General features: G+C 66.9%; 17 protein-coding genes. 2 read left to right on the top strand and 15 right to left on the bottom strand.

The genetic code is table 11. The features are described from left to right. Nucleotides 1-18 precede the first annotated feature (18 nt). A complete protein-coding gene (ettA, locus tag WKW77_RS09130; RefSeq protein ID WP_340356535.1) occupies nucleotides 19-1,680 on the bottom strand; it encodes an energy-dependent translational throttle protein EttA in 1,662 nt (553 codons plus the stop codon). Between the two features lie 222 nt (nucleotides 1,681-1,902). On the opposite strand from ettA, the gene WKW77_RS09125 reads away from it, so the two are divergent. Both WKW77_RS09125 and WKW77_RS09120 read left to right on the top strand, forming a co-directional pair. Then, nucleotides 1,903-3,135 (top strand): tetratricopeptide repeat protein, encoded by a 1,233-nt coding sequence (locus WKW77_RS09125; RefSeq protein ID WP_340356534.1) that lies wholly within the window; start codon nucleotides 1,903-1,905, stop codon nucleotides 3,133-3,135. 231 nt (nucleotides 3,136-3,366) lie between these two features. After that, on the top strand, nucleotides 3,367-5,127 hold the full coding sequence (locus WKW77_RS09120; RefSeq protein ID WP_340356533.1) for a DEAD/DEAH box helicase: 1,761 nt from the start codon (nucleotides 3,367-3,369) through the stop codon (nucleotides 5,125-5,127). 65 nt (nucleotides 5,128-5,192) lie between these two features. On the opposite strand, the gene WKW77_RS09115 is transcribed toward WKW77_RS09120, so the two are convergent. From WKW77_RS09115 to WKW77_RS09050, 14 genes are all read right to left on the bottom strand, one after another. Next, entirely contained in the window at nucleotides 5,193-6,263 is a 1,071-nt protein-coding gene (locus tag WKW77_RS09115) for an ABC transporter ATP-binding protein (RefSeq protein ID WP_340356532.1), read from the bottom strand. 116 nt (nucleotides 6,264-6,379) lie between these two features. Continuing rightward, nucleotides 6,380-7,228 (bottom strand): carbohydrate ABC transporter permease, encoded by an 849-nt coding sequence (locus tag WKW77_RS09110; protein ID WP_340356531.1) that lies wholly within the window; start codon nucleotides 7,226-7,228, stop codon nucleotides 6,380-6,382. Beyond that, the gene (locus tag WKW77_RS09105; RefSeq protein ID WP_340356530.1) at nucleotides 7,225-8,100 is read right to left on the bottom strand and encodes a carbohydrate ABC transporter permease; all 876 of its coding nucleotides are present in this window, start codon (nucleotides 8,098-8,100) and stop codon (nucleotides 7,225-7,227) included. Before WKW77_RS09105 ends, WKW77_RS09110 begins: the two co-directional genes overlap by 4 nt. A gap of 18 nt (nucleotides 8,101-8,118) precedes the next feature. Then, on the bottom strand, nucleotides 8,119-9,504 hold the full coding sequence (locus WKW77_RS09100) for an ABC transporter substrate-binding protein (protein ID WP_340356529.1): 1,386 nt from the start codon (nucleotides 9,502-9,504) through the stop codon (nucleotides 8,119-8,121). Between the two features lie 57 nt (nucleotides 9,505-9,561). Then, complete coding sequence (locus tag WKW77_RS09095) at nucleotides 9,562-10,308, bottom strand: FadR/GntR family transcriptional regulator (RefSeq protein WP_340356528.1); 747 nt, start codon at nucleotides 10,306-10,308, stop codon at nucleotides 9,562-9,564. A gap of 9 nt (nucleotides 10,309-10,317) precedes the next feature. Continuing rightward, the gene (locus tag WKW77_RS09090; RefSeq protein WP_340356527.1) at nucleotides 10,318-11,286 is read right to left on the bottom strand and encodes a 2-hydroxyacid dehydrogenase; all 969 of its coding nucleotides are present in this window, start codon (nucleotides 11,284-11,286) and stop codon (nucleotides 10,318-10,320) included. 133 nt (nucleotides 11,287-11,419) lie between these two features. Then, nucleotides 11,420-12,913 (bottom strand): N-acyl-D-amino-acid deacylase family protein, encoded by a 1,494-nt coding sequence (locus WKW77_RS09085; RefSeq protein WP_340356713.1) that lies wholly within the window; start codon nucleotides 12,911-12,913, stop codon nucleotides 11,420-11,422. Between the two features lie 2 nt (nucleotides 12,914-12,915). Further along, nucleotides 12,916-13,809: a MurR/RpiR family transcriptional regulator gene (locus WKW77_RS09080; protein ID WP_340356526.1), complete on the bottom strand. Its 894-nt coding sequence runs from the start codon at nucleotides 13,807-13,809 to the stop codon at nucleotides 12,916-12,918. Nucleotides 13,810-13,817: 8 nt separating this feature from the next. After that, complete coding sequence (locus tag WKW77_RS09075) at nucleotides 13,818-15,089, bottom strand: amino acid deaminase (protein WP_340356525.1); 1,272 nt, start codon at nucleotides 15,087-15,089, stop codon at nucleotides 13,818-13,820. Nucleotides 15,090-15,102: 13 nt separating this feature from the next. Next, the gene (locus WKW77_RS09070) at nucleotides 15,103-16,092 is read right to left on the bottom strand and encodes an ABC transporter ATP-binding protein (protein ID WP_340356524.1); all 990 of its coding nucleotides are present in this window, start codon (nucleotides 16,090-16,092) and stop codon (nucleotides 15,103-15,105) included. Beyond that, nucleotides 16,089-17,141, bottom strand: a complete 1,053-nt coding sequence (locus WKW77_RS09065) for an ABC transporter ATP-binding protein (RefSeq protein WP_340356523.1) — start codon at nucleotides 17,139-17,141, stop codon at nucleotides 16,089-16,091. The genes WKW77_RS09070 and WKW77_RS09065 overlap by 4 nt, the downstream gene beginning before the upstream one ends. Next, nucleotides 17,138-18,004: an ABC transporter permease gene (locus tag WKW77_RS09060; protein ID WP_340356522.1), complete on the bottom strand. Its 867-nt coding sequence runs from the start codon at nucleotides 18,002-18,004 to the stop codon at nucleotides 17,138-17,140. The genes WKW77_RS09065 and WKW77_RS09060 overlap by 4 nt, the downstream gene beginning before the upstream one ends. Next, nucleotides 18,001-18,951 (bottom strand): ABC transporter permease, encoded by a 951-nt coding sequence (locus WKW77_RS09055; RefSeq protein WP_340356521.1) that lies wholly within the window; start codon nucleotides 18,949-18,951, stop codon nucleotides 18,001-18,003. Before WKW77_RS09055 ends, WKW77_RS09060 begins: the two co-directional genes overlap by 4 nt. Nucleotides 18,952-18,968: 17 nt before the next feature. Then, nucleotides 18,969-20,570: an ABC transporter substrate-binding protein gene (locus tag WKW77_RS09050; RefSeq protein ID WP_340356520.1), complete on the bottom strand. Its 1,602-nt coding sequence runs from the start codon at nucleotides 20,568-20,570 to the stop codon at nucleotides 18,969-18,971. Nucleotides 20,571-20,621: the final 51 nt, after the last annotated feature.

The following is a 20,621-nucleotide window of genomic DNA, read 5'->3' as shown; positions in this document are numbered from 1 at the left end:
CGGCCGGGCCGGCCCTGTTTACTTCAGGGCCTTGAAGCGCACGCGATGGGGCTTGGCGCCCTCTTCGCCGAGGCGCTTCTTCTTGTCGGCTTCGTATTCCTGGTAGTTGCCGTCGAAGAAGGTCCACTGGCTGTCGCCTTCGGCCGCGAGGATGTGCGTCGCGATGCGGTCGAGGAACCAGCGGTCGTGGCTGATGACGAGCACGCTGCCGGCGAATTCGAGCAGCGCGTCTTCGAGCGCACGCAGCGTTTCGACGTCGAGGTCGTTCGAGGGTTCGTCCAGCAGCAGCACGTTGCCGCCGGCGATCAGCGTCTTGGCCAGGTGCAGGCGGCCGCGTTCACCGCCCGACAGCGAGCCGACCTTCTTCTGCTGGTCGCTGCCGTTGAAGTTGAAGCGGCCCGCGTAGGCGCGGCTCGCCATCTGGAACTTGCCGACGTTGAGGATGTCGAGGCCGCCGGAGATGTCTTCCCAGACCGTCTTCTCGTTGGAAAGGACATCGCGCGTCTGGTCGACGAAAGCCATCTTGACGGTCTGGCCGATCACCACTTCGCCGCTGTCCGGCTTCTCCTTGCCGGCGATGAGCTTGAACAGCGTCGACTTGCCGGCGCCGTTCGGGCCGATGATGCCCACGATCGCGCCCGCGGGAATGTTGAAGCTCAGGTTGTCGATGAGCACGCGGTCGCCGAAGCTCTTGCTGACGTTCTTGAACTCGATGACCTGACTGCCGAGACGGTCCGCCACGGGAATGAAGATTTCCTGCGTCTCGTTGCGCTTCTGGTATTCGTAGTCGGACAGTTCCTCGAAGCGCTGGATACGGGCCTTGCTCTTGGCCTGGCGGCCCTTGGCGTTCTGGCGCACCCATTCGAGTTCCTTCTTCATGGCCTTGGCATGGGCTTCCTCGCCCTTCTGCTCGGCCTCCAGGCGGGCTTCCTTCTGCTCCAGCCAGGTGCTGTAGTTGCCCTTCCATGGAATGCCGCGGCCGCGGTCGAGTTCGAGAATCCACTCGGCGGCGTTGTCGAGGAAGTAGCGATCGTGGGTGATCGCGACCACGGTGCCGGAGAAGCGCTTCAGGAAGACTTCGAGCCACTCGACCGATTCGGCGTCCAGGTGGTTGGTGGGTTCGTCGAGCAGCAGCATGTCCGGCTTGGACAGCAGCAGCTTGCACAGCGCGACGCGGCGCTTTTCACCGCCCGAGAGCAGGCCGATCTTGGCGTCCCATGGCGGCAGGCGCAGCGCATCGGCAGCGATTTCGAGCTGGTGCTCCGAGTCGGTGCCGGCGGCCGCGATCACGGCTTCGAGCTGGCCCTGCTCTGCGGCGAGCGTGTCGAAATCCGCATCGGGTTCGGCGTAGGCGGCGTAGATTTCCTCGAGGCGGGCCTTGGCCGCATTGACCTCACCCATGGCTTCCTCGACGGATTCGCGCACGGTGTGCTCGGAATTGAGCTTGGGTTCCTGTTCCAGATAGCCGATGGACAGGCCGGGCATCGGGATGGCCTCGCCCTCGATTTCCTTGTCGACGCCCGCCATGATCTTCAGCAGCGAGGACTTGCCGGAGCCGTTGAGGCCCAGCACGCCGATCTTGGCGCCGGGGAAGAACGAAAGCGAAATGTCCTTCAAGATCTGCCGCTTGGGCGGAACGGTCTTGCTGACCTTGTTCATGGTGTAGACGTACTGGGCCATGTCTATCTCTGCTCGATGATGGGGTACTGCACGGGGTGATCGGGAAACCAGCAACGAGCCTTGCGCGGGGATCGATTGCGGATCTGCCTTCGTGGCAGGCGCTTGCTGCTGCAGCGCGATTTCCGACCGGGATTTGGGGGTGAAGTCTACCGCAGGGACCCTCTCCCCGTGGAATCCAGGGCCGGAACACCACGGCGGCACTGCTATTCTCCTGCCCCATCCATGAGCACCACACCCGCACCCGAGGCGTTCGAACAAGCCCGACAGCGCTTTTTCGAGGGCCTCGAAGCCTTCAAGGCCGGACGATTCGCCGATGCGGAGCAGGCGTATCTCGCTTCGCTCGCGCTGGTTCCGGGACGGGTCTCCACGCTGATCAACCTCGCTGCGGCCCGGCTCGGGCTCGGGCGCCCGCAGCAAGCGCTCGACGCGAGCGCACAGGTCCTCGCCATCGAGGCCGGCAACGCGGAGGCGTGGTTCCACCAGGCCAACGCGCTCGCGCAACTGAACCGGCATCCCGAAGCGCTCCAGAGTTTCGAAAAGGTGCTGCAACTGGACACCCTGCCGCCCGGAGAAACCTGGCTGCGCCACGGCCAGACGCTGCAGGCACTCGGACGGCCTGAGCAGGCGCTCGATTCATACGAGCGCGCGCTCGCCGCCGACCCCGGCATCGCACAGGCATGGACCAACCGCGGCAGCATCCTGCGCGACATGAACCGTGGCGACGAGGCCGCCGCCGCGTTCAGGCAGGCGCTGGCGCTTGGCGCCGATCCCGAACTGCACCGGTACTACCTCGCCTCGGTCTCCGGCACTCAGGCAGCGCCGCCCACCGCGCCCGGCCACTATGTCGAAACGCTGTTCGACGATTACGCGCGTGACTTCGATGCGCATCTGGTCGGCCAGCTCGGCTACCAGGCGCACCGGACCCTCGCGACGCATCTCGCGGAGCTGGGGCGCGGCTTCCACTCGGCGCTCGACCTCGGCTGCGGCACCGGTCTGTGCGCGCCGTATCTGAAGCCGCTCGCCGACAAGCTCGTCGGCGTCGACCTGTCGCGCCAGATGCTGCAGAAGGCGCATGCGCTCGGCCTGTACGAGCGGCTGGTGCATGCCGACATCACGGCGTATCTGTCACAGACCGACGAGCGGTACGACCTCGTGACGGCCGCCGACGTCTTCATCTACGTGGGCGATCTCGCGCCGGTCTTCGCCGCGCTGGACAGGGTGCTGGTGCCCGGCGGCATCTTCTGCTTTTCCGCCGAGACGACGGCGGACGAAAGCATGGATTTCGAGCTGCTGCCGAGCCTGCGCTATGCCCATTCGGAGCGCTACCTGCGCGGCCTCGCGGCGCGCCACGGCCTCGACGTCGCGCGGCTGGTGCGTGCGCCGATCCGCGATGACCAGCGCGAAGCGATCGCTGGCATGTTCGTCTATCTCCGGCGTCCGGAAGACGCCTGCTGAGCGGGGCTTCCGGCGAGCCGGCGCGACTCATGCGACAATAGCGGCTGTTGTCGGGTCCAGTTGCCCGCAACGCCGGCTCTCCGCCGGGGACGAAGAAGACCCATCTCCTTTCGAAGAAGCAGGTCTTCAGGCTCCCACCCCTGACCTTCATCCACCCTTACTGGCAGGGCGTCAACGAGACGCCCCTGCGGGTGGATACCACTGCGCCGTGTAGAGCGCTTGTTGAATTCAATGAACTTTGACGAACTGAAGCTGGCCCCGGCCATCTTGAAAGCCGTGCGTGAGCAGGGCTACGAAACGCCCACTCCCATCCAGGCCCAGGCCATCCCGGCCGTCCTCGAAGGCCACGACCTCCTCGGCGGCGCCCAGACCGGCACCGGCAAGACCGCCGCCTTCACCCTCCCGCTGCTGCACAAGCTCACGATGAGCCGCAGCGCCAACAACAAGTTCGGCGGCACCGGCGTTCGCGCGCTCGTCCTCACGCCCACGCGCGAACTCGCGGCGCAGGTCGAGGAATCCGTGCGCACCTACGGCAAATACCTGCAGCTGAGCTCGACCGTGATCTTCGGCGGTGTCGGCATGAACCCGCAGATCGACCGCCTCAAGCGCGGCGTCGACATCCTCGTGGCCACGCCGGGCCGCCTGCTGGACCTGCAGCAGCAGGGCATGCTCGACCTTTCGACCGTGCAGATGCTGGTGCTCGACGAAGCCGACCGCATGCTCGACATGGGCTTCATCCACGACGTGCGCAAGGTGCTCGCGCTGGTGCCGAAGGAAAAGCAGAGCCTGCTGTTCTCCGCCACATTCAGCGACGAGATCCGCGAACTCGCCGCGGGCCTCCTGCGCGATCCACAGCACATCCAGGTCACGCCGCGCAACACGACGGTGCAGCGCATCACGCAGGTGATTCATCCGGTCGGCCGCACCAAGAAGAAGGCCCTGCTCGCCCACATCATCAACGAGCACAACTGGAGCCAGGTGCTGGTCTTCACCCGCACCAAGTTCGGCGCCAACAACGTGGCCGAATTCCTCACCAAGAACGGCATCGAGGCGATGGCGCTGCACGGCAACAAGAGCCAGAGCGCACGCACGCAGGCGCTGGCCGGCTTCAAGAGCGGCGAAATCCGCGCGCTGGTCGCGACCGACATCGCCGCGCGCGGCATCGACATCGACGAGCTGCCGCATGTCGTCAACTACGAGATCCCGAACGTCAGCGAGGACTACGTCCATCGCATCGGCCGCACCGGCCGCGCCGGCGCAAGCGGCGAGGCGGTGAGCCTGGTCTGCCTCGACGAAGAAGGCTTCATGCAGGAGATCGAGCGCTTCACCAAGCAGCAGATCCCGGTGAAGGTCATCGACGGCTTCGGCCCTGAAGAAGGCGAACGCGCCGAACCCATCGCCATGGGCCGCCAGACCATCTGGGGCGGCGCCGGCCGTCCGCCGAGCCGCGAAGTGATGCAGGCCGCCGCCAAGGCCGCGCGCCAGGAAATGATGCAGCGCATCCGCGACAACAAGGCGACGCAAGGCGAGCGCGGCGGCAACGGCCAGCGGCGCAACGGCGGCGGCAATGGGCAGCAGCCGGGCCAGGGTGCGCAGGCGAACCGCAGCGCCAACGGCGGCCAGGGCGGCGGTCGTGGCCAGGGCCAGGGCGGACGCGGACAGAGTCCGCGCGGTCCGCAAGGTCCGGCGCGCAGCCCCCATCACGCACCGGTGCATCACCATCACGCACACGATCACCACGAGGAGCGCCAGCCGCGCCATCACGGCAACAGCCACAGCCCCACGCAAGCCGACGCGCTGGCGCACATGCGCGCCGAGTCGATTTCGAGCGGCGCTGCTGGCCAGCCCGATCCGCTGCGCACCAGCGTCGACAGCCTGGGCGGCCGCGGCAATCGCAACCGGGGTCGCCGTGGCGGCAACGGTGGTAGCGGCGGTGGCGGCGGCAACCGTTCGGGTGGTGGCTTCGGCGGTGGCCGCTCGTTCGGTCGCTGAGCGAACCACTCCGCAAACCAGAAAGGGCGCCTTCGGGCGCCCTTTTGTCTTGACTGCCCGTGCGGTCAGCCCAGGCGCTTGCCCGTCTGTCGATCAAAGAGGTGCACGCTCCCGCCGGAGATGACCAATCCGACGATCTGGTCCGGCTGCGCGTCGACCCGGCCATGGACCGCCAGCGTGAGGCCCACCTCCCCGACCTGCACCAGCAACTCGGTTTCCGCGCCTGTCGGCTCGACCACCACCACGCGGGCCGGCACGCCGTTCTCCGGCGCCGACAGCGTGATGTCGCCAGGACGGATGCCGTAATGGACTGCTTGCCCATCCACCGCCACGGACCCCGCCGGCATTGGCCAACGCTCCCCTTGCGCCTCCACATAGCCGATGCCGTCGCTGCGCCGCACGGTGCCCTCGATCACGTTCATCGCCGGCGAGCCGATGAACTGCGCGACGAAGAGGTTGTCCGGCCTGTCGTAGAGCTCGAGCGGCGTGCCGATCTGCTCGACCATGCCGTCGTGCATCACCACGATGCGGTCCGCCATGGTCATCGCCTCGATCTGGTCGTGCGTGACGTACACCGTGGTGGTCTTGAGCCGCTGGTGCAGCGCCTTGATCTCGGCGCGCATCGCGACGCGCAGCTTGGCGTCGAGGTTGGACAAGGGCTCGTCGAACAGGAACACCTTGGGGTCGCGCACGATCGCGCGCCCCATCGCCACGCGCTGGCGCTGCCCGCCGGACAGCTCGCGCGGATACCGCTCCAGCAGATGATCGAGGTTGAGGATCTTCGCGGCCGACGCCACGCGCTGCTGGGTCACGCCCTTGTCCGCGTTGCGAAGGCGCAGGCTGAAGCCCATGTTCTCGCCGACGGTCATGTGCGGATAGAGCGCATAGCTCTGGAAGACCATCGCGATGTCGCGATCCTTCGATTCAAGCTCGTTGACCACGCGCCCATCGATCAGGATCTCGCCGCCGGTGATGTCTTCCAGGCCCGCGAGCATTCGCAGCAGCGTGGACTTGCCGCAGCCCGAGGGGCCGACCAGCACGACGAATTCGCCGTCCTCGATCTCGAAGCCGAGGCGCTCGATGACGCGCGTCTTGCCGTAGAACTTCTGGATGTCGCGAAAGGTGACTGATGCCATGTTGCTTCTCTTTCTGACTCAGCGGGAAACACCGCGGAACCGGCTTCGCCGGGCCGCTGGTGTTGCCCCCTGAAAGGGGGTTGGCGCAGCGACACGAAGTGCGCAAAGCCTGGGGGTTAGCTCTTTACCGCTCCGGCGGTGATGCCGCCGACCATGTAGCGTTTGAATGCGTAGTAGATGGCCGCCGGCGGCAGCGCGTAGATCAGGCCCGTCGCCATCAGCAGTTCCCAGGGCGAGTCATCGGCCGCGAGGAAGTTGCCGAGCGCCACCGCGAGCGTGACGCTGCGGTCATTCGACAGCAGCAGGAAGGCGTAGAGGTATTCATTCCACGCGAGCAGCAACGCATAGGTGCCGACTGCGACGAGAGACGGCACCATCAGGGGCAGGTACACCAGCCGGAAGAGCTGCAGCGGCGATGCGCCATCCATCCGCGCGGCCTCGTCGAGCTCGTAGGGCAGCTTGTCGGACGCCTGCTTCAGCACCCAGATGCAGTACGGCGACGCAATCGTCACCATTGCAAGGATCAGCGACCACTGGCTGTTCAGCAGCCCGTAGTTGCCCATGGTCTTGTACATCGGCACCGCGAGGAATGCCGCGGGAATGAAGTAGGTGAAGAGTGCCATGTTCATCACCGTTCGCCCACCCCGCACGCGCAGCCGGCTGATCGCGAAGGCCGCGGTGGTCGCGACGAACAGCGTGATCACGCCGACCGCCACCGCGATCAGCACCGAGTTCCCGAGTTGCACCCAGAAGTGATCGAGGTAGAAGTGCTTCTGATGGAAGACGGTCGCGAAGTTGTCGAAGGTCGGCGAATCCGGCCACAGCTTGCCGGTCGTGGCCTCGCCGCGCGGCGAGATCGCGAACAGCACCATGTGATAGACCGGGATCAAGGTCCACAGCAGCACGGGAATGCCGATCAGCAGCAGCTTGGCCTCGTTGCCGACGGACTTGGCTGTCCATTTCATTTCGATAGCCTCTTCATCATGAGATAGACGAGTGGCAGCACCAGCGGCAATGCGACCACGATGGAGGCCATCGAGAGATCGACCTGATCGAGCCGCAGGTAGCGGATGCCGAGCGTCGCCAGCACGTGCGTCAGGTCGGCGGGGCCGCCGCCGGTCAGCAGGTAGACGCTGTTGAAATCACCCAGCGTCCAGATCATCGAGAGGATCAGCGAGGTGACATAGAGCGTGCGCAGCGCCGGCCAGCTGATGAACTTGAACTTCTGCCACGAACTCGCGCCGTCGACCGATGCGGCCTCGTACTGTTCAGTAGGGATTGCCAGACGCCCCGCCACCAGGATCAGCGTCCAGAACGGCAGCGACTTCCAGATGTGCATCAGCATCGCGAAGGCGAGCGCCAGCGTCGGATCGTTCAGCCAGTTCGGCCCGTCGAGCCCGGTCAGCCGGAAGATGGTGCTGTTGATCACGCCCCACTCGGGGTTGAGCATGAAGCGCACCGACAGGATCGTCGGGATCGACGGCACCGCCCACGGCAGGATGAAGATGCCCGAGAGGATCTTGATCCACCACCGCGACTGCACGAAGAAACCCGACAGCACCAACGCCACCAGCATCTTCACGTTGATCGCGACGACCAGGAAGATGATCGTGTTGATCACCGACCTGAAGAAGATCGGATCGGCGACCAGGTGCTCGTAGCTCTGCGGATGGCGCGCCAGCCAGAGCCCGTAGCACACCGGGTAGAGCACGAAGACCAGGAACACCAGCAGGTAGGGAACGACCATCAGCCGCCCCCAGAACTGCCAGCGTCCGGTCTTCGAGACCGGCACCTCGGCGGTGCCGGGCGCCGCGACGACGCTTGCGGTGGAACTCATGGCTGGCTGCCTCCGAAACTAGGCGCCGGAGCGCGCGACCGTCTTGATGCGCTCGATCATCTCGTCGACCGCCTTGTCCACCGGCACCTTGTCGCTCACGATGCGGTTCATCGCCTTGGCCCACACGTTCTCGTTGTTGAGGATCGTGAAGCGGTAGTTCTTCGTGAATTCGAAGGTCACCGTGCCGGCCGCGTACTGGTTGTAGACCGACTTGCGGTGCGAATCAGCCTGCCAGAACGGGCTCGCCTGCCCCGCCTTGGTCACCGGGAACCAGCGGCCCAGCGAACCCTCGACGTACGGCGTGAGGTTCTCCTCCTGCATCAGGAAGGTGACGAACTCCTTCGCGCGCTGCTTGTTCTTGCCGTCCTTGAACACGACGCCGGTCTTCACCGCGGTGCGGTAGACCATCTTGCTGCCGTCCGGCTTGGACGGGAAGCCCGCAGTACGGATGCGTTCGAAGTAGTTCTTCTTGGCCTCCTCGCGCTGCTCGGGCGTGAGCGACGCGTTGTTCGAGTCGTCGAGCCACTTGGCCGGCAGCGAGATGGTCGCGTTGTGGGTCATCACGATCGTCTTGTTGTGGAAGGCGACGTTGTTGTCCGGGTCCTTCCAGCTCGTGGAAGACGGCGGCGTGCAGCCCTTCTGGTAGGGCGCGACGTAGTCGGTCATCGCGGCGATCAGGCCCGCGCGCACCGAGGGGTCGTCGACCAGCAACTTGCCGCTGTCGTTCACCATCTTCACGTTGTAGGCATCGGCGAAGGTCAGGAACGAATAGAACGAATCGCTCGAGTCCACGCCCATCGGCATGCCGGTCCCGAAGGTGCGCTTGCCGGTCTTCTGGCGGCTGGCGGGCTGCACCTTCTCGCACCAGAACGACCAGTAGTCCTTCCAGGTCGTCGGGATGTCCGACTCCTTCAAGCCCGCATCGGCCAGCATGTCGATCCAGTAGTTGATGTGCATCGTCTGCTGCTTGATCGGGAAGGCGTAGTAGGCCTTCGACTTCGTCTGGTCGTTGTAGAGGAAGGTGGTCTCGACCGTGTTGGGTGCGAAGCGGCCGACCATCGGCGCGATCACGTTGCTGATGTCCTCCAGCTTGCCGTCGAAGGCCCACTTGCCGGTGACCTGGAAGTCGTACACGTCGGCGTAGGCCACGTCCGGCGGGCTGCCCGAGTCGAGGGCAGACACCGTCTTCGGGATCATGTCCTGCACCGGGTACTGGGACAGCTCGACCTTGACGCCCTTGTGCTTCTCCTCGAACTTCTTGATGGCGGCGAAGAGCGCGTCGTCCTCGGCCTTGTAGAAGCCCTTCACCCACCAGACGGTGAGCTTCTCCTGCGCGGCCGCCTGGCCGGCGACGGTAAGGCCCATCGCCATCAGCACGGGGACCATCAATGCCTTCAGTTTCATGTCGCTGTCTCCTGGTTATGAATAGGATAGAAAAACGAATCGGGCCGTCTCACGGCCTCACGCCGCCTTGAGGCGCGGCGGCGGCCGGCCCAGGCGCGGAAGGCGGCGGCGCGAGCCGAGGACCTCCTCGATGTCCTCGCGAGCGCCGTCGATCAGCTTGATGATGGCCCGCTCCGCCTTTGCCGGGTTGTGCGCGATCACCGCGTCGAGCACCGCGCGGTGCATCGGCAGCGACATGGCGGGGCCATCCTTCTTGACGGTGGAAATCTCGAAGCTGGTGCGCAGCAGCGCGTGCAGGGCCTTGCTCATCTGCGCGAGCATCCGGTTCTGGGCGGCACGCAGCAGGCCGTGATGAAAGCGCAGGTCGAAGGTGACGTAGTCGCCGCCGAATTCGACCGCGTGCTTCATGCCGGCGAATGCGGCCTCGATCTCCTCGATGTCCTCGGCAGTCGCACGCTCCGCCGCAAGGCGTACCGCCGCGGGCTCCACCGCGCGGCGCAGGTCCTGCAGGTCGCGCAGAAACTCCGGCGTGAGTCCCGCGCGCGCCTGCCAGGTGATGACGTCCGGGTCGAACCAGTTCCACTGGTCGTCCGGCAGCACGTGCGTGCCGACCTTGGGCCCGGTCACGATGAGCCCCTTGGCGACGAGCGATTTCACGGCCTCGCGCACCACCGTGCGGCTCACGCCGAATTCCTCGCACAGCAGCGGCTCGGACGGCATCGGCGCGCCGATCGCATAGCGGCGCGAAACGATCGCCTCACCCAGCAGATCCAGCGTTCGTCGACCGTGGGTGCTCTTGCTCATGTGCGCTGTTCAGGCGTCGACCGGGGTCAGCAGCGGCGCACCGGTGAAATGCGCATGCAGGTTGTCGAAGGTGAGCTGGCCCATCGCTTCGCGCGTCTGCTTCGTGCCACTGCCGATGTGCGGCGTGAGCACAACGTTGGGCATCGAGCGCAATGCTTCGGGCACGTGCGGCTCGTTCGCGAACACGTCGAGCCCGGCACCTGCGATCACGCCATCGCGCAGCGCTTCGATCAAGGCCGGCTCGTCGACCACGCTGCCGCGCGCGACGTTGATCAGGTAGCCCTGCGGCCCAAGTGCCTTGAGCACGCGCGCATCGATCATCCCGCGGGTGGCGGCGCCGCCCGGCGTGATGACGATGAGGAAATCCACCGCCGCCGCGAGCGCGGCGGCATCCGGGTAGTAGGTGTAGTTGACGCTCGCGCGTGGCGAACGCGCGGTGTAGGCAATGTCCATCTTGAAGGCGCTCGCGCGCTGCGCGATGGCCTGCCCGATACGACCCATGCCGACGATGCCGACGCGGCTGCCGGTGACCTTGCGGCTCAACGCGATCGGGCCGTTCGCCCATTCGTTGCTGCGGACGAATCGATCTGCCTGCGGAATGCGGCGCGCGACGGCGAGCATCAGGCCGATCGCGAGATCGGCCACGTCGTCGTTCAATACATCAGGCGTGTTGGTAACCGGCACCCCGCGTTCGTGCGCGGCGGCGACATCGATGCCGTCGTAGCCGACGCCGAACACGGAGATCACTTCGAGCGCGGGAAGCTGGGCGATCAGTTCGCGCGGGACCTTGGCTTCGCCGTTCGCGACCACGCCGCGAATGCGCGGCGCCACCGCGGCGAAGGCCGCCGGATCGTTGACGTGGATGCGGTCGTGAACCGTGTACTCGCGCCGCAGGGCCTCCATGAGAAAAGGCATCAAGGGCGCGACGGCCAGCAGCTCGGGGCGAGCGGTCGCGTTCGAAGCACTGGTCCCTGTCATGCGTTTGTCCCTCCGGCCTTCCGATGTCGATCGAATCATATGATGATTGAATTCGACACCCGGCAGGACAAACCCTGATGGCCGGCGACCGACGCGAAGCGCTATCTCGCGCTCCAGGGTTCAAAGAAACAGTTCAGCCAGACGCGCCCGCCGATGGCGCGCGCACGACGAAGCGCCCCGCACGCGCGCCCGTCGCACGGCCGGCGGCCGTGTAGCTCAACGCGCCGTTGACCCAGACGCGCTCGATGCCTTCGCTGAACTGCCGCGGCTGCTCGAAGGTCGCGGCGTCCTTCACGCGCAGCGGATCGAACACCACCACGTCCGCCATGAAACCCGCCTTGATCAGCCCGCGTTCGCCGATGCGGAAGCGCGCGGCCGACATGCCGGTCATCTTGTGGATCGCTTCTTCCAGACGCAGCAGACCTTTCTCGCGCCAGTAGCTGGCCAGCACGCGCGGGAATGCACCCCACAGCCGCGGATGCGGGCGCTCGTCATGCGGCAGGCCGTCCGAGCCGATCATCGACAGCGGGTGCGTGATCACGCGCTGCACATCGTCCTCGCGCATCTGGAAGTAACAGGCATTGCCGGGCTTCAGGCGCACGGCGGCTTCCTGCTGCGACACGCCCCATGTCGTCGCGATGTCCGCCAGGTAGCGGCCGCCCATCTCCGGGTGCGGCTCGCTGCCGGTGACGAGGACATCGATGATCCCGTCGACGAGGTCCTCGCGCAGCACGGTGGAGCCCGCGGTGTAGGGATAGACGTCCATGCCGATCTCCTGCCCGCGGGCCAATTCCTCGATGAGCGGCAGGGTCTCGCGCGTGCGCCCCCAGTTGTCGGGCCCGGCGCATTTGTGGTGCGAGATGACAAGCGGCAGTCCGGACCGGCGCGCGGTCAGCGCCGCCTCCTGCAGCGCCGGAAGAATGCCAGCGAGTTCGTCGCGGATGTGCGTGGCATAGACGCCACCGTTGCGCGCGGCCACGCTGGCCACGGCCACGAGCTCGTCGAGATCCGCGGCATACGCTTCCTCGTAGAACACGCCCGACGAGAGCCCCAGCGCGCCCGCATCCATGGCCTCCTGCATGTCGGCGGCCATCGCCTCGCGCTCGCGCTCGTTGGCCGCACGGTCGATCGATGCGAGGTGACGCATGCGCAGGGCCGTGTGTCCGATCAGCGCAGCGACATTCACGCCGGGACGCGCCGCATTCACCGCATCGGCATAGCTACGCATCGTGGCATGGAGAAACTGCCCGCGCCCCAGCAGCGACAGGGGTGCCGGCGGTGCATTCGTCACCACCGGCGCCAGCGAGATGCCGCAGTTGCCGACGATCACCGTGGTCACGCCCTGCGAGAGCTTGGGCAGCATGTCGGGCTTCTCGATCGCGGCGGCGTCATCGTGCGTGTGCACATCGATGAAGCCGGGCGCGACGACCATGCCGGTGCAATCGATCTCCTCCACTCCGCCGGCGGCACGCAGGTCGGCGAGCAGCTGCGGCGACGTCTGCCCCGGGGGGGCGACCGACGCGATGCGCTCGCCCACGAGCAGCACGTCGCCCGCCCATCCGGGCGTGCCGCCGCCGTCGACGATCTGGCCGCTCTTGAGGAGCGTGGCAGTGGCCTTGTCTTTCATGGTCATGTTTCTTCGTCGGTGGCCTCGGTGGCGCCGGAGTATTCGGCGCTGTCGAAGCCATGCTTGTGCAGCAACTGCTTGAACTGCTGGAGCCCGCGCGTGACGGACGGCCCGAGCTTCTGCGCGAGGCGCACCATCAGGATCTCGATGACCACCAGATGCGCGAGGTAGGCCTCGGTGCCGACGCGCATCACCGCGTCCTGCGGCACGGAGACGCCGATCACGAGGTCCGCGATCTCGGCCAGCTGCGTATCGGGTTGCGTCAACGCGATCACCGTGGCGCCCTGGGATCGCGCGAAGCGGGCCGCCTCCAGCGTGTAGGGCATGCGGCCCACGTGCGAGATCACGAAGGCCACGCCCTCGGGTCCGAGCGTGCTGGCCGACACGAGCTGCTGGTGCGCATCGAAGATCGCGTTGGACGTGCAACCCAGGCGGAACAGCCGGCTCTGCAGCTCGCTCGCCATGAAGGTGGAAGCGGCGCCCACCGAGTAGCAGTCGATGCGCTTCGCTGCCGCGAGCCGCGTCGCCACCCGATCGAGCAGGTCGACGTCGATGCGCCGGCCGAGCTCGGTCAGAGAGGACACGGCCGCATGGATGATCTTGCTGGTGACGTCGCTCGCGCTGTCCTCCGCCAGCACGCTGCGGTGCAGGTAGGAGCCGGTCACCGCGAGGTCCTGCGCCAGCGCGAGCATGAACTCGCGCACCGAATCGAAGCCGAAGGCGCGGCAGGTGCGCACGATGGTGGGCATCGACACGCCGGCCTGCTGCGCGAGCTGCTCCACGGTCGCGGCCACCGCGGCGCGCGGCTCGTCCAGCACGACCTGCACCACGCTGCGCTGCGCCGCGGGCAGTGCAGCCATGCTTTCGCGCAGGCGCTGCAGCAGGGAACTGTTCATCGCGGTCATCAGAAGCGCGTGCCGATGGCGCCGGTCACGGCCAGGTCGTCGTCCACCAGCGCGAGCCAGCGCCATTTGTCGAAGGTGGTGCACGGGTGCGAGATGCCCAGCGCCACGCGATCGCCGACCTTCGGCACGGTGCCCGCCGGATCGAAGCGCAGGTAGGCATGCTGGTCGTTGAGCGCGCTGATCTTCCAGTCGGCCGGCGTTGCCGCCGGGGCGCGCGCACCGCGGGGCGCGTGCCGCACCGGTATCGGCATTTCGATGTCGTACGAGATGTCGCGGCGGCCGCAGGTCAGCAGCGCGAGCCCCGGCTCGGGCACCGATTGCACGATCGACCAGACTTCGAGCGCCGCGCGCAGGGAGCTGTCCAGGCCTTCACGCTGCTCGACCTGCTTGAGGAAGCGGGCGTAGTTGCCGTTGTCGTGCGTGATGTAGCAGCCCGAGCGCAGCACGCCCTGCATGGGCCGCGACAGCCCCTGTGCACGCAGCAGCGGGATCACGAGATCGAACACTGCGGAGCCCCCGGCGGTGAGCATCGGCGTGTCTTCGCCGAAGAGGCGTTCCTCATCGCAGCGCCGCGTGACTTCGAGGACCCGCTCCACCAGCGCCGTGACTTCGCGCGCGTCATGCTCGCTGTCGCAGCGCGCCAGTCCGCCTTCATAGCATTCGATGCCGCCGAGACGCACCACGGGCGATTGCGAAATGGCCCGCGCAAGCTCGAGCGCCTCGCCCAGCGTGCGACAACCTGTGCGCTGGCCGGGAATGCCGATCTCCAGCAGCACGTCGAAGGTGCGATGGGACTGCCGGCGGGCGGCCCAGTCCTCGATGAGCGAGAGTTGCGCGATCGAATCGACCAGGAACCACACGCGCAGGTCGCTGTGCCCGGCGAGCAGCATGTCCAGCCCATCGAGGTCGGCATCGCACAGCACCTGGTTGGCGATGATGGCGCGGCGCGCACCGGCCTCGACGCCCACCGCGAGCTGGTAGATCGTGGCAAACGTCATGCCCCAGGCCCCGCCGGCGAGCTGCAGCTCGAACAGCTCGGGCGACATGGTGGTCTTGCCGTGCGGTGCGAGCAGCACGCCCTTGCGCTTCGCATAGTCCTGCATCCAGGCGATGTTGTGCGCGAGTGCAGAACGGTGAATGACGGCCAGCGGATAGGCCAGATCATCTGCGAGCACGTTCCATCCCTTGCTGCCGATGTCGGCCGCACGGCACGGCGCGGCTTCCAGCGGGAAGCTCTTGCTGCGGTGGTCGAGGATCAACTCTTCGTTCATTTTTCGTTCCTTGTCAGAGATCATCGCGCCAGCAGGCGTGCCAGTGCCCGGACTGCACCTCGCGCAGTTGCATGTCGGCGCTCGCGCAGCGTTCCTCGGCCATCGGGCAGCGCGTGCGGAAGACGCAGCCCGACGGCGGGTTGGCCGGACTCGGCAGATCGCCCTGCAACAGCGGCACCACGCGGCGCTGCGCCGGATCGGGGATCGGCGCCGCCGCCAACAGCGCACGCGTGTACGGGTGCCGGGGATTCGCATAGAGCGACTCGGTCGGCGCGATCTCCATCACGCGACCCAGGTACAGCACGACGACGCGGTCGCAAAGGTATTCGACCACGTCCAGATCGTGCGAGATGAAGAGCAGCGTGAGGCCCAATTGCTCCTTCAATTCGCCCAAGAGGTTGACCACCTGCGCCTGGATCGACACGTCGAGCGCCGATAGCGGTTCGTCCGCGACGATGAACTGCGGCTCCACCGCGAGCGCACGCGCGATGCCGATGCGCTGCCGCTGGCCGCCGGAGAACTCGTGCGGGTAGCGGTCGGCATGCTCGGGGCGCAAGCCCACCTGTTGCAGCAGTTGCTCGATGCGCGGCTTGCGCGCGCTGCCCTTGGCGAGACCGTGCGTGTCGAGGGCCTCACCCAGCACGTCGCGGATGCGCATGCGCGGGTTGAGGCTCGCGTACGGGTCCTGGAAGATGATCTGGATCTTCGAGCGCAGCGGCCGGAACTGCGCCTGCGACAGGTCCGCCAGATCGCGCGGCGTCGCCTCCGATGCGGCAGGCTGATAGAGCATCTCGCCGTCGGTCGGATCGACCAGGCGCGTGAGCAGCCGGCCGATGGTGCTCTTGCCCGAGCCCGATTCGCCGACCAGTCCCAGCGTCTCGCCTTTGCGGATGCTGAAGCTCACATCGTCCACCGCACGCACGGGGTGGCTCCCCTTGCCGAAGTACTTGCGCAGGTTGCGGACTTCGAGCAGGTTGTCATGAGCGAGAGTTGCTGTCGTCATGCGGCTTTCTCCACGTTCTCGACGAAGCCGATGCAGCGCACCATGCGCCCGCCACCGGCCGGTTCCAGCTTCGGCACGCACACCTCGCAGGCCTCGCGGCGGTACACGCAGCGCGGCGCGAAGGCGCAGCCCGGCGGCGGTGCGAAGGGACTCGACACTTGCCCGGGAATCGCGACGAGTTGCGGACGACGTCCCGATAACGCGTGCGCACCGCGACGCCGCGCGACGCCCGGCAAGCACGCCAGCAGCCCGCGCGTGTAGGGATGCGCCGGTCGCGCGAACAAGTCGTGCACCGGTGCGGACTCGACGATCCGCCCCGCATACATCACCGCCACCGCGTCGGCGTATTGCGCGACGACACCCAGGTTGTGCGTGACGAAGAGCATGCTCATGCCGGTCTCCTTCTGCAGCCGGCCCATGAGCGCGAGGATCTGCGCCTGGATGGTCACGTCGAGCGCCGTGGTCGGTTCGTCGGCGATCAGCAGCGTCGGGTTGCATGCCATCGCGAGCGCGATCATCACGCGCTGGCGCATGCCGCCGGAGAGCTGGTGCGGGTATTCGTTGACGCGCTGTCCGGCCGCGGGGATCTCGACCAGTTCGAGCATGCGGCGCGCATGCGCCAACGCGGCCTTGCGGTCGAGCGCCAGATGCAGCCGCGCCGATTCGGCGATCTGCTCGCCGATGGTCAGCACCGGGTTGAGGCTGGTCATCGGCTCCTGGAAGATCATCCCCAGCTCGTTGCCGCGCAGCCTGCGCTTGTCGGCTTCGGGGATGGCGAGCAGGTCGACACGGCGGCCGTCGCGCTGGACGAACCACGCCTCGCCCTGCACTTGCGCTTGCGAGGTGCGGGCGTGCAGGCCCATCAGCGTGAGGCTGGTCACGGACTTGCCCGAGCCCGATTCGCCGACCAGCGCGAGCGTCTCGCCGGGGCGGATCGTGAAGGACACATCGGCCACGCTCTGCACGCGCCCGGCCTCGGTCGCGAAGGAGGTGGAGAGCCCGCGCACTTCGAGCCGCGGCGATGCATTCGAATCACTGGCTTGGTTCATGCGGCTTTCCTCAGCTTGGGGTCGAGCATGTCGCGCACACCGTCGCCCAGGATCTGCAGCGACAGCGCGGTCAGCACGATCGCAAGGCCCGGGCAGAAGATGGTCCAGAAGGCCTTGTCGGCGTACTCGAGGCTGCCGGCGATCATGGTGCCCCAGGTTGGAATGTCCGGCGGCACGCCGACGCCGAGGAACGAAAGCCCCGCCTCGGCCAGGATCGCGTAGGCAAAGATGAAGGTCACCTGCACGAGGATCGGCGACATCAGGTTCGGCAGGATGTGCTTGCGCAGGATGCGCGGCGTGCGCACGCCGAGCGCCCGCGCCGCATCGACGAACAGCAGTTCGCGCAACACCAGCGTGGTGGCGCGCACCACCCGCGCCACGCGCGGCGTGTAGACGATGACCAGCGCCAGCATCACGTTCCACAGCGACACGCCGAGGATCGACACGAGCGCGATGCCCAGCAGGATGTCGGGGAAGGACATCATCGCGTCGACCACGCGCATCAGCGGCGCGTCCAGGCGCCGGAAGAAGCCGGCCAGCATCCCCAGCAGCGTGCCGCAGAGCACGGCGCCGGCCGCGGTGATGAAGCCGATCAGCAGCGAATAGCGCGCGCCGTGCACGATGCGCAGCATCACGTCGCGGCCAAGCTCGTCGGTGCCTGCCCAGTGTTCGAGCGAAGGTGCATGCAGGCGCTGGCTGATCTCGATCGCGCCGGGGTCGGCGTCCGACACCAGCGGAAGAATCACCGCCACGCACACCACCAGCAGCAGCACCAGCGCCGACGCCAGCACGATCCGGCGCAGGAACAGGCGGCGCGCCATCGGCAGCAGGCTGCCGGCAAAGGATGACAGGGCCGCCTTCATTTGGACTCCAGCCGGATGCGCGGATCGACCAGCGTGTAGATGAAGTCGATGCCGAGGTTGATGAACACGTAGATGGCCGCGATCACGAGCAGCGTGCCCTGGATCACCGGATAGTCGCGCCGCAGCACCGCGCGCACCACGAGGTTGCCGACGCCGGGCAGGTTGAACACCGTCTCGGTGACGACGGTGCCGCCGATCATCAGCGCGAGCGTGAGGCCGAGCACCGTGACGATCGGCACCAGCGCATTGCGCAGCACGTGGTGGACCATGATCACGCGCTCGGGCAGCCCCTTGGCACGTGCGGTGCGCACGTAGTCCTCGCCGAGGATGTCGAGCACCGAGGCACGCGTGAAGCGGATGATCAGCGCCGAGTTGAGCAGCCCCAGCACCAGCGCGGGCAGCAGCAGGTGATGCAGCCGCTCGTGCAGCGGCGAGGTCGGATCGCCGTAGCCCGAGGCCGGGAACCATCCCAGCTTGACGGCGAAGAACTGGATCAGGATCAGGCCCAGCCAGAAGCTCGGCACGCTCGCGCCGAGCATCGCGACGCTGCTGACGGCCTGGTCGGCCGCGCTGCCGCGCCAGACCGCTGCCGCCATGCCGGCCGGGATGCCGATGAGGGCCGCGATGGCCACGGCGAACAATGCGAGGAACAGCGTCGGCTCGGCGCGCTCCAGCAGCGCCTGCGCCACCGGGCGCTGCAGGAACAGCGACTGGCCCAGGTTGCCCTGCAGCAGCTCGCCGACCCACAGCACGAACTGCGTCGGCAGCGGCTTGTCGAGCCCGTATTGCACGCGGGCCGCGGCGATGTCGGCGGCAGTGGCCTGGTCGCCGAGCAGCAGCGCGACGGGATCGCCGGACGCGAGGCGCGTCAGCGCGAAGACGAGCACCGCGACGATCGCGAGCACCGCCACAGCCCCGGCCAGGCGGGTGAGCAGGAAGCGCAGCATGACGAGGGTCCGTGGCCTTACTTGGCGAGGCCGGTGTTCCAGAAGAACGGCCAGATCGCGGGCGTGTAGCCGTCGAGCTTGGCCGAGCGCGCGGACAGGCTGTTGAACTTGCCGACCTCGATGAACGGCACTTCGTCATACACCGTCTGCTGCACTTGTCCCCACAGCGCGCCGCGCTTGGCGACATCGGTCTCCTGGTTGAAGGCGGCCAGCGTCGACTTCTTGGCCGGCGTTTCCCACCAGCCCGGCGCGCCATCGCCGAGTTGCGGCGGCGAAAGCATCGGCTCCGGGAACAGGCCCGAATGCGTGAAGTACACGTCCCACAGCTTGGCATCGTTGCGGCGCTGGACCAGCGTGGCCCAGTCCACCACCTGCAGGTCGGTCTTGAATCCTGCCTTCTTGAGCTGCTCGGACATCACGAGCGCCATGTTGTAGTGGAACTCGTACTGGCGGCTCGCCATGATGCGGATGGGCTGGCCGTTGTAGCCGGCCTTGGCTGCGGCTTCCTTAGCCGACTGCGGATTGCGCGTGTTGTAGGCATTGCTGCCGGCCGCCGAGTAGTAGGGCGTGCCCTTCGGGAAGAAGTTGGGCTCGACCACGAAGAAGCGGTTGTCGCCGAAGCCGGCGGCCATCAGCTCACCCTGCCCGACCGCGGTCTGCACCGCGCGGCGCAGCGGCTGCGAGGCCAGCACCCCTTCCTTGGTGTTGAACACGATGTAGGGAAAGCCGAAGTTCTTCGTCACGATCGGCACCACCGCCGGCGCTCCCTTCTCGATGCGGCCGGCGGACTCGACGGGCAGCAGGTCCGCGTACTGGAACTGGCCCGACAGCGCGCCTTCGACGCGCGTGTTGGCATTGGGCACGGGCACGAAGCGCAGTTCGTCCAGCAGGGCTTCGCGGCGGCCGGCATAGCCGCTCGGCGCTTCCTTGCGTGGCGAATAGCCGTCATACCGCACCAGCACCGTGAACTGGTCGGGCCGGCGCTCCTTGAACTTGTAGGGGCCGGTGCCGATGAAGTCCTTCAACTGCGGCGCGATGCTTTCCTTGGCCATGATCGCCGCCATGCCGCTCGGCAATGCCAGTTGCGCGAGCAGCGGGGCGTACGGGGCATTGAGCTTGATCTCCAGCGCCTGCGGCCCCTTGGCCGTGAGCGATGCGACCTCCTTGCCCACCGACTTGCCGCGAGGCGACAGCTCCATCCAGCGCTGCAGCGACGCGACCACGTCGTCGGCGGTCAATTCGCGTCCGTTGTGGAACTTCACGCCCTTACGCAGCGCGATGGTGTAGGTCAGGCCGTCCTTCGATACCACTGGCATGCCTTCGGCCAGCATCGGCGCGATGTTCCAGTTCGCATCGAAGGTATAGAGTGGCTCGTAGACGTGCTGCATGATCGTGCCGACGAGATCGGCGGTGCTGATCATCGGATCCAGTCCCTGCGGCTCGCCGACCATCGCCAGGTTGGCGGCGCCGCCCTTCGGAGGTTCGGCGGCGAAGGCGGCGCAAGGCACGAGGCCCAGCGCGAGCACGGCGGCGGCAGCGCCCGCGAATGCCCGCCAACGCGGCGCGCGCACCGTGCTGGAAGACGAAAAACCAGATGTCGGTACAGTGGTGGCGGTCATTTGCATCGTGGCCTCATGAGTAATAACATTACATCGGTGATCCTATTTTGC

Origin of the sequence: Variovorax ureilyticus, assembly GCF_037889935.1 — a bacterium.
GTDB lineage: Bacteria > Pseudomonadota > Gammaproteobacteria > Burkholderiales > Burkholderiaceae_C > Variovorax > Variovorax ureilyticus.
Note: the sequence above shows the minus strand (reverse complement) of the source record. Positions and strands in the feature narration are given on the sequence as shown.